This window comes from Pseudanabaena biceps PCC 7429 (genome assembly GCF_000332215.1).
GTDB lineage: Bacteria > Cyanobacteriota > Cyanobacteriia > Pseudanabaenales > Pseudanabaenaceae > Pseudanabaena > Pseudanabaena biceps.
Genome location: NZ_ALWB01000237.1, coordinates 1 through 8,781, shown reverse-complemented (window position 1 = coordinate 8,781; position 8,781 = coordinate 1). Strand labels below are relative to the sequence as shown.

The 8,781-nt window shown below is 43.3% G+C and carries 8 protein-coding genes; 3 read left to right on the top strand and 5 right to left on the bottom strand.

Going from position 1 to position 8,781, the window contains the following annotated elements; genetic code table 11:
* Window positions 1-183 precede the first annotated feature (183 nt).
* Together PSE7429_RS19425 and PSE7429_RS19420 are read right to left on the bottom strand one after the other, a co-directional pair.
* Window positions 184-552, bottom strand: coding sequence for a cyclic nucleotide-binding domain-containing protein (locus PSE7429_RS19425; protein ID WP_009629045.1), 369 nt, complete (start codon window positions 550-552; stop codon window positions 184-186).
* Window positions 553-721: 169 nt separating this feature from the next.
* A complete protein-coding gene (locus PSE7429_RS19420) occupies window positions 722-1,498 on the bottom strand; it encodes a TIGR00297 family protein (protein WP_009629044.1) in 777 nt (258 codons plus the stop codon).
* 294 nt (window positions 1,499-1,792) lie between these two features.
* Here PSE7429_RS19420 and PSE7429_RS19415 point away from each other — a divergent pair, with 294 nt between their 5' ends.
* The gene (locus PSE7429_RS19415; RefSeq protein ID WP_009629043.1) at window positions 1,793-2,425 is read left to right on the top strand and encodes a DUF1361 domain-containing protein; all 633 of its coding nucleotides are present in this window, start codon (window positions 1,793-1,795) and stop codon (window positions 2,423-2,425) included.
* A 301-nt stretch (window positions 2,426-2,726) separates the two neighbouring features.
* Here the strand turns inward: PSE7429_RS19415 and ligA are convergent, their stop codons facing one another.
* Complete coding sequence (gene ligA, locus PSE7429_RS19410; protein WP_009629042.1) at window positions 2,727-4,790, bottom strand: NAD-dependent DNA ligase LigA; 2,064 nt, start codon at window positions 4,788-4,790, stop codon at window positions 2,727-2,729.
* 337 nt (window positions 4,791-5,127) lie between these two features.
* Window positions 5,128-5,850 carry an SRPBCC family protein gene (locus tag PSE7429_RS19405; protein ID WP_009629041.1) on the bottom strand — a complete coding sequence of 241 codons (723 nt, stop codon included), beginning with the start codon at window positions 5,848-5,850 and terminating at the stop codon, window positions 5,128-5,130.
* 19 nt (window positions 5,851-5,869) lie between these two features.
* Between PSE7429_RS19405 and PSE7429_RS19400 the strand changes: the two genes are divergently transcribed.
* A complete protein-coding gene (locus PSE7429_RS19400) occupies window positions 5,870-6,535 on the top strand; it encodes a phosphoribosylanthranilate isomerase (RefSeq protein WP_009629040.1) in 666 nt (221 codons plus the stop codon).
* Between the two features lie 318 nt (window positions 6,536-6,853).
* Window positions 6,854-7,468, top strand: coding sequence for an RdgB/HAM1 family non-canonical purine NTP pyrophosphatase (rdgB, locus tag PSE7429_RS19395; RefSeq protein ID WP_009629039.1), 615 nt, complete (start codon window positions 6,854-6,856; stop codon window positions 7,466-7,468).
* A gap of 116 nt (window positions 7,469-7,584) precedes the next feature.
* On the opposite strand, the gene PSE7429_RS19390 is transcribed toward rdgB, so the two are convergent.
* Entirely contained in the window at window positions 7,585-8,553 is a 969-nt protein-coding gene (locus tag PSE7429_RS19390) for a DHH family phosphoesterase (protein ID WP_009629038.1), read from the bottom strand.
* Between the last annotated feature and the right edge of the window lie 228 nt (window positions 8,554-8,781).

The window sequence follows — 8,781 nt, the reverse complement described above, 5'->3', positions numbered from 1 at the left end:
ACCTGCGGCGCACGCGCAGCGTGCGTCGCAGGTTTTAGGGTTTTATATTTAATTAAGCCCATTTACTTATTGGCTAGTAAGTAGCTGGGCATAATTAATTACAAACCCAAACCCGTAAAGTTGCGCCCCTACGGGCGCAACTTTACGGGTTTGGGTAATTTATTTTGCACAAGCACTTATTGCTTATTTGAGCGATAAAACTAGGGCATCAAGTCTTCTAATTCTTTCAACCATGATTTTCATCACGTTAATCGCGAAGTTAGGAGTTTGTTGTACCAAAAAAGAAAAACGTTTTTGATCGACAGGTACTAGCTTACATTCGGTTTTAGCGATCGCTGTAGCACTTCTTGGGCTGGCATCAATTAGAGCCATTTCTCCCACGATTCCTCCCGCTCCAGTAGTATCCAAGATTTTGCCATCTATGGAAATTTCTACTTCACCTTCTACGATCACATACATGCGATCGGCAACTCCACCTTTATGGAAGACCACATCGCCTGCTGAAAAAGTGGTGTAGTCTGTGGAATTTTTAAACAAATCGATCGTAGTCAAAATCAAACTCCGCTTTATACATACGTGAATAGAAATATGACTTTTATTGTATTGCCAATTGACATTTTAGGCATCGACTTAAATCATAAAAATAAATCCCCATAACTATTGCCTAATAATGATTTAGGGTTTTTTATAAGTTAAAAAATTGTGATTTGTATGGTTAAGTTTAGATTAATAAAAGGTTAAATGCATGTAATGATTGCGCGATTAAAATAGCGATCGCTGCACCAATAGTTGTATTAATTCCATTGACTAATTCGTTAGTAAGCCAATCGTATTTGTTTTGGAGAGTTGCGCCGATTAAACTCTCGATATTGGTGGCTATAAAGGCGGCGATCATGCACCAAAGCAGACTCCAAGGGCTAGTAAGTAAACCTACCGCCCAGCCAATCACCGCAATTAATAAAGATCCCATAACTCCCGCGATCGTTCCCTCTAAACTCACTGCTCCCTCCGTACCTGCGGCAACTGGCTTGAGGGTAGTAATTAAAAAGGTGCTTTTTCCATAGGCTTTGCCTATTTCGCTAGCTGTTGTATCGGCGAGTTTGGTACTGAGGCTAGCGACATAGGCTAATAGCCAGATTGGATTGGGCGCAATGGCTTGGGCGATCGCACATACTGCTCCCGTCGCTGCCGATCCCCAGAGATTTTCGGGACCTCTTGCGCCATCACGTTTTTCGGCGATGCCCTTAGTTTCTTTGATCTCCTTACCAATGCGCGTTACACCCGAACCTACGATCAGATAGCTGAAAATGACGGTATAACCCTGCCATCCCAAACAGCCCCAGATAATAATTCCCAAGCCCCAAGCGTGGCAAATACCTGCGGTAGTTAAGACTTTACGTGGCAACATGAGAGCGATCGCGCCTAGGATGGTATTGAGGGCGATCGCAATTAACCATATCTCATTAATTGGGAAATTAATTGGGAAACTATTTATCATAGAACTTAATCTTGGAACTTAATCTTTGGTAAGGGATCTTTGGTAAAGGATATTGATAATAAGCACAAACGCTAGCTATCAACATAGTACTGAATATATAAGGTACTGAATATATAAGGTACTGAATATATAAGCACTGAACATGCAAGCACTGAACATAAAGACCTCAGCATAATTAAAATTCAGATCTAAAACCTGCGGCGGACGCTGCGTGTCCGCCGCAGGTTTTAGGGTTTTATATTTAATTAAGCCCACTTACTTATAAGGACTGAACATATATCTGGAGTAAACATAATGTCGGAAGCCTTCTCTCAGTTTTTAGATAATTTTCAATGGATGAGTTGGAATCTTTTCTTAGCAATTATTCCTTGCCTATTGAGCTTTATTTTATTCATAAAGCGATCGCCTAAGCGCTTACCTCAAAATATTATGTGGTGGCTGGGGCTAACAATTTTTATTCTCTTCCTGCCGAATGCCCCTTACATAATTACCGATATTATTCACTTTGTGGATGATGTAAGGACTCCTGAAATTTCTGATAATGGCATAATTTTTGTCTTGATTCCCCAATATACGATCTTCATATTATGCGGGTTTCAATGCTACGTAATATCGCTAATGAGGCTCATTCAATATTTAGGTTGGCTGAAGCTGATCGAGCGCATAACTTTCATGGAAGTTGCCATGAATTTCATCTGTGCGATCGGCGTATATTTGGGAAGGGTCAATCGCTTGAATAGTTGGGATGTATTGACTCAACCCCAGTATGTTATTCAACATGTATTCCAAAATCTGGAAAATCCCAATTTCTTTTTCGGCACGATTTTGTTTTTTCTTGTCTTCACGAGCCTGTACTACGTTTTTAAATGGATTAATTTAGCGATCGCTTTCTACTGGCAAAATCACGTTGATCGAGTCTCCACATAGAGAGATTGGTATAGTATTAAACCCAAAAAGAGGATTGCCGTGCGGAGCACGGCAATCCTCTTTTTTATGTCCTGATCCAGTTGATGGCAGCTTTTTATACCAATTCACGAAAGTGTGACAACACTTTTGTGAATTACAGCAATTATCGATCAAACGAACCACAAGGGAACTTTTGAAAGCGTTGCTTTGCAACGCTTTCAAAAGTTCCCTTGGTTTGGGTTTGAGCGCAAAGCGCTGTAAACACCAAACCAAGGGAATTTTTGAGATTCCCAAAATGGCGTTGCCATTTTGGGACTTGTTATTAACGATTGATCAATGCTAGCAATTCTGCCTCGGAGAGGCATGTCACACCCAAGGATTGGGCTTTGTCTAGCTTGGAGCCTGCATCTTCACCGACGACGAGATAATTGGTTTTTTTGCTGACCGAATCGGTAACCTTTCCCCCAGCCGACTTAATTAGCTCCTTGGCTTCATCGCGTTTGAGGGTTGGTAATGTTCCCGTCACCACAAAGGTTTTACCCGCAATATTGGGATTAATCGCGATCGCGCGACTGTCCTTCTTCTCGCCCACAAACTGCAATCCTGACGATTGCAGGCGTTGCACCAAAATCTGATGCTCTTCTTTACGAAACCATTCATAAATGGATTGAGCGATTTCTTCACCGATGCCAAAGATAGAAGCGATCGCTTCGGGACTCGCTTGAGCTAATAACTCTACATTAGGAAAATTATCCGTAATATTTTGAGCGTTAACACTACCCACATGTCTAATACCCAAACCATACAGCACACGCGCCCATGATTTGGTTTTAGATTGAGCGATCGCTGCAATAATTTTGTCAGCAGATTTTTGACCCATGCGATCTAGCGTCTGCAATTTCTCACTGGTCAAATCATAGAGATCGGCAATGGAAGTAATGTGATTTTCCACTACTAATTGCCTGACCAACTTCTCCCCAATGCCGTTAATATCCAGAGCATCGCGACTGACCCAATGTTCGATCGCCCCTCGCACGATCGCAGGACATCTTCCATTTACGCAACGGGTGGCCGCTTCATCTTCAGGCTTAATTACGGGTTGACCGCATTCGGGGCAATGGGTTGGCATCACAAAACGGACAGCCTGATAGGGGCGCAACTCTGGTAATATCCGCACCACTTCAGGAATAATTTCTCCAGCTTTCCTGACGATCGCCGTATCGCCAACATGTAAATCTAGCTCGGCTAGGCGATCGCTATTGTGTAAAGTCGCTCGCGAAACGGTTGTGCCTGCTAGCAAAACGGGACGTAATTCCGCAACGGGGGTGAGAGTGCCAGTGCGTCCCACCTGCACAGTGACAGCTTCGATGACCGTGGGCATCTCCTCGGCAGGATATTTCCAAGCGATTGCCCAACGAGGAGTTTTTTGCGTGAATCCTAATTGCTCCTGTACGGAAAAGGCATCGAGTTTAATTACCATTCCATCGGTCATATAGGGCAATTTCAGTCGTTCCGTTGACCAATGATCGTAATAGTCTTGTAATTCCTGAAGAGATGTGCAGAGTTGCTTATTGGGATTGACCCGAAACCCAATGGTTTGGAGAAATTCGAGAGCTTCCCATTGGGAAGAAATTTGGGGTAGATTTTTTTTGGCAAAATCTTCGCGATCGATGTGGATGGTATAGGCGAAGAAATCAAGGCGACGTTTGGCGACGATCCGCGAGTCTAGTTGGCGTAATGTCCCTGCGGCCGCATTGCGGGGATTGGCAAATAGAGCTTCTCCCTGCTGCGATCGCTCTTGGTTAATCTCATCAAAAACGGCGATCGGCAAAAATGCTTCACCGCGAATTTCCAAGCGATCGGGCGGATTGTCTAAATTAAGGCGGAGAGGGATCGAGCGAATAGTTTTAATGTTTGGAGTAATGTCTTCCCCTGATGTGCCGTCACCTCTAGTTGCGCCCCGCACTAGTAAACCTTGCTCGTAGGTTAAGGCGATCGCCGAACCATCAATTTTTAGTTCACAAACGCTATCCAAAAAGTCCAAAAAGTCCAAAAAGTCCGAACGATCCAATCCCTTTTGGCATCGGTCTTGCCAATTCTTGACATCTCCATTCGTAAAAGCATTATCTAGACTATAGAGTGGAATGTGATGCCGCACCGAGACAAACTGAACTGTGGGCTTTTCACCGACACGCTGAGTGGGACTATCAGGGGTAATCAGGTGTGGATAGGTTGCTTCCAGATTTTGCAATTCGCGATAGAGCGCATCATAGACCGAATCTTCTATCGTCGGAGCATCAAGTACATAGTATTCGTAACTGGTGCGTTGCAGGATTTTGCGAAGTTCAAGTGCTCTTGACTCATCAGATAAAGGAAGTTCAGTCATGACAAAAATTTAATCTAAGTAAGTGGGCTTAATTAAATATAAAACCCTAAACCCTGCGGCGCACAGCGTGCGCCACAGGGCTTATATCTGGATTTTAATTATACCTCTGTATTACAGCAATTATTGATCAAACGAACTACAAGGAAATTTTTAAAAGCGTTGCGAAGCAACGCTTTTAAAAATTTCCTTGGTTTGGGTTTGAGCGCAAAGCACTTCCTATGCTTGCGCGTCTATACTAAGTAGCTAGGCATAAGTAAACTTAAAACCTAGAAGAGCATACCGCCCGCGCAGCGGGCGGTATGCTCTCTGGTTTTGGTTTTTAATGATGTCTAACTACTTAGCCTCTTCTGCCCACTTCTTGCTTAATTGCTTGCAATGTGTCCCCTAAGGCATCCTTAAAGATACTATAAAAGGCATCGGTGGGGGTAGATGAATTTGGCTGCGCGTTAACAGTGTAGGTAATCAAAACCTGTGTAGGAGGACGACGGGGAACGGTGGAGACTGGTTCCATTTTCCAATAGCCTTCCATTTGCGAAAGATCGCCATCGAGAAGACGAAAATCGATCTGTTGGCGATCGGTTTCTTGGATTGCCAATTTGGTGCGGGAAACGATAGAAATCAGAAAAACCTGACGGGTATCGATCTGCTCAATTACCTTCCGATTGCCCCGATTTTCAAGAATCTTGCTAGAACTCATGTTAGGGATAAATTTGTAAAGGTTGGCATAGTCGGTTAATACCTGCCAAACTGCGTCGGGAGATGCATTGACAAGGACTCGTGCCACGTATTTCCCCTTTTCGCCTGTGACCACTGTTTGCCCACTGCGGAGCGAGTCGCGCTGGACTGAGGGCAAGCGATCAACGGGACCATCAAAGAGGGAAGCACGCGCGGGAAGTGCGGGGATGCTGCAAGCGATGACGATCGCCATAACAACAGCCGAGCCTAGGGAAAGCTTATTTGCGAGCATTTGGACTAATTTAGAGGTTAAGTTCGGGGCTGATTTCGGTGAGGCTTGCATGGTTGTTATGGCAATTGTTGGATAGGATAAATACTCTGTCATGAAATGCGGCGTTGGTTGTATGTATATCAAAATTTGTGGAATTACGAAACTAGATCAAGCCCGAGCGATCGCCCAAATGGGAGCCGATGCCCTTGGTTTTATTTGTGTACCCTCTTCACCACGATATATTAGTACCAACACAATTGGACAAATCATCTTTAGTCTAACCAAATCTCAATCCGAGCAGTTCGTCGATCTCGACTTGATTGGAGTGTTCCTCAACACAAGTACAGCGGAAATTTGTCACGCTATGGAGTCATCGGGGCTAAATGCTGTACAGCTTCATGGTGATGAATCGCCAGAATTTTGCGATCGCTTGCGATCGCAGTTAGATCTTATAAATCCACAAATAAAGCTTATTAAAGCCCTGCGCGTCAAAGATCGAGCAGGTTTAGAAAGGGCAAAACTCTATAGCGATATTGTGGATGTGGTGTTACTAGATGCCTATGACCCGCAAATAGCAGGAGGGACGGGTAAAGCGATCGATTGGCAAATGCTCCGCGATTTTTGCCCGAATTGTGATTGGTGGCTAGCGGGTGGGCTTTCGCCTGAAAATGTTGCTGAAGCGATCGCGCTTACATCTCCCCAAGGCTTAGATGTATCGAGTGGGGTAGAACTTTCCGCAGGGGATAAGGATCTAGATAGGGTTAAGCGATTCATCACGAGCGTTAAGGAATATTCTTAATAATACCAAGTTAAGAAATGGCTACGCCATTTCTTAACTTGAAAGCCCTTACTGGTTTTGGTTTTCAATTCACAAAAGTGTTGTCACACTTTCGTGAATGGTAGTGCTAAATAGGTAAGGATGGGCGGCGCTTCGCGCCGCCCATCCTTACCATATGAATCCTTTCCTTTTTAGGACTACCGATCTATTTGCGAATCTATTGTTGATAAATCATCACGTTTAGGTATTTTTTCTGTAAGTTCTAATAAATGTAGGCTCAAATATAATAAATAGGGTATAAAACCTAAAAATTGATAGATAATTAAGTAACGAGCAAAAATGGTGGGTGAAACAAACATGGTTGATGTATTGACTCAACTGCAAAAATTAGTTATTGCTAGCGGTAATGCAGGAAAAGTAGAAGAGTTCCGTTCTTACTTGGCAGATTTTGGGGTTGAACTGATCGCTAAGCCTGACAATATTGATGTCGAGGAAACAGGTATAACCTTTATTGAGAATGCCCATCTAAAAGCTTCTCAAGTAGCGATCGCCACTAAGCAATGGGCGATCGCTGATGACTCTGGGCTAGAAGTATTTGCCCTCAATGGTGCTCCTGGAGTACTTTCGGCAAGGTATGCTGCTACCGATCGCGATCGGATTAATCGAGTATTAACGGAACTTCGCGATTTCTCTAATCGCGAAGCTCAATTTGTATGTGCGATCGCGATCGCTTCACCATCTGGCGAAATCGTCGCCGATGCAATTGGTATTTGTAAAGGAGTAATTACTGAATCGCCAATGGGTAATGGTGGTTTTGGCTATGACCCTATTTTTTTCATGCCCGAACTTCAACAAACCTTTGGAGAAACTCCTCCAGAAGTCAAAGCTCGCATTAGTCACCGCGCGAACGCTCTAGCTACCCTACGCTTAAAACTACAATATCTTCTCAACTAATAGTCCTGCTAATAACAATTCCCAAAATGGTAACGCCATTTTGGGAAACTCAAAACCTTACTGAGCCTATTTTTTAATTCACTGAAGTGTTGCCTCACTTCAGTGAATGGTGTTTTCTAGCTTTCAAATGACATTGAAGGCTTCATTACATTATTGCGGGTAATAATATCGATGAGTTCTTGTTTGATCTCTTCTATCCGATCGTTATCGATCTGACAAGTCCCCGCATTAGCATGTCCTCCTCCCTCATACCTCAACATCAACTCCCCAATATTGATCGGACAGGTACGATTGAGTACAGACTTGCCAACTGCAAATACGGCGTTCTGCTTTTGTCTCCCCCACATCAAATGGATAGAAATATTACAATCGGGATATAGTGCATAGACCATGAATCTATTGCCAGCATAGATCGTTTCTTCACCGCGTAAGTTAACGATCACTAACTTGTCGTAAACCTCAGCACAGCGTTGAATTTGCTTTTTAAAAATTTCTTGCTGTACAAAATAAAGTTCTACCCGTTCCTTTACATTCGGAAGTTCCATAATTTCTTCGATGGGCATCGTGCGAAATGCATCCACTAATTCCATCATTAAGGCATAGTTAGAGATCGTAAACTCGCGAAACCTACCTAAGCCTGTCCTCGAATCCATTAGAAAACTTAGTAATACCCAGCCTTCAGGGTGGAGAATATCATTAATATCAAACTGAGCGGAATCGCATTTGTCTACCGCTTGCATCATTAACTGCGACACCTTCGGAAACTTTAACTTACCACCGTAATAGTTGTAGACGACTCTTGCTGCTGAAGGGGCTTCACCCTCAATAATATGATTGTCAGGAGTGTCATACACTCGCATAGTTTCACTGGTGTGGTGATCGAATATTAAGTGTGCACCTTCGGTATAGGGTAGGTTAGTTAAAATGTCGCGATCGCAGACTTCCACCTTGCCATCTTGTACATCTTTAGGATGGACAAACAGAATCTCATCGATCATATCGAGGTCTTTGAGCAATACAGCACTGACAACACCATCAAAGTCGCTTCGGGTGATTAATCGATATTTTTTAGTTGCTGCGGACATAAGCTAATACCTCCGAATAATCTTCCAATACTACGATGCTGCACATCACTATAGCGCTTTGCGCTCAAACCCAAACCAAGAAATTTTTTAAAAGTATGGTAAAACAACATCTTTCAAAAATTTATTGGGGATTTTTTTAAGCAAAAATTGCCGTAAGCGTCTTGTATAGCTATAGTCAGCAATGTTAGGACAAAACCCAATAGAGAGTTGCGGCGCGAAGCGCCGCAA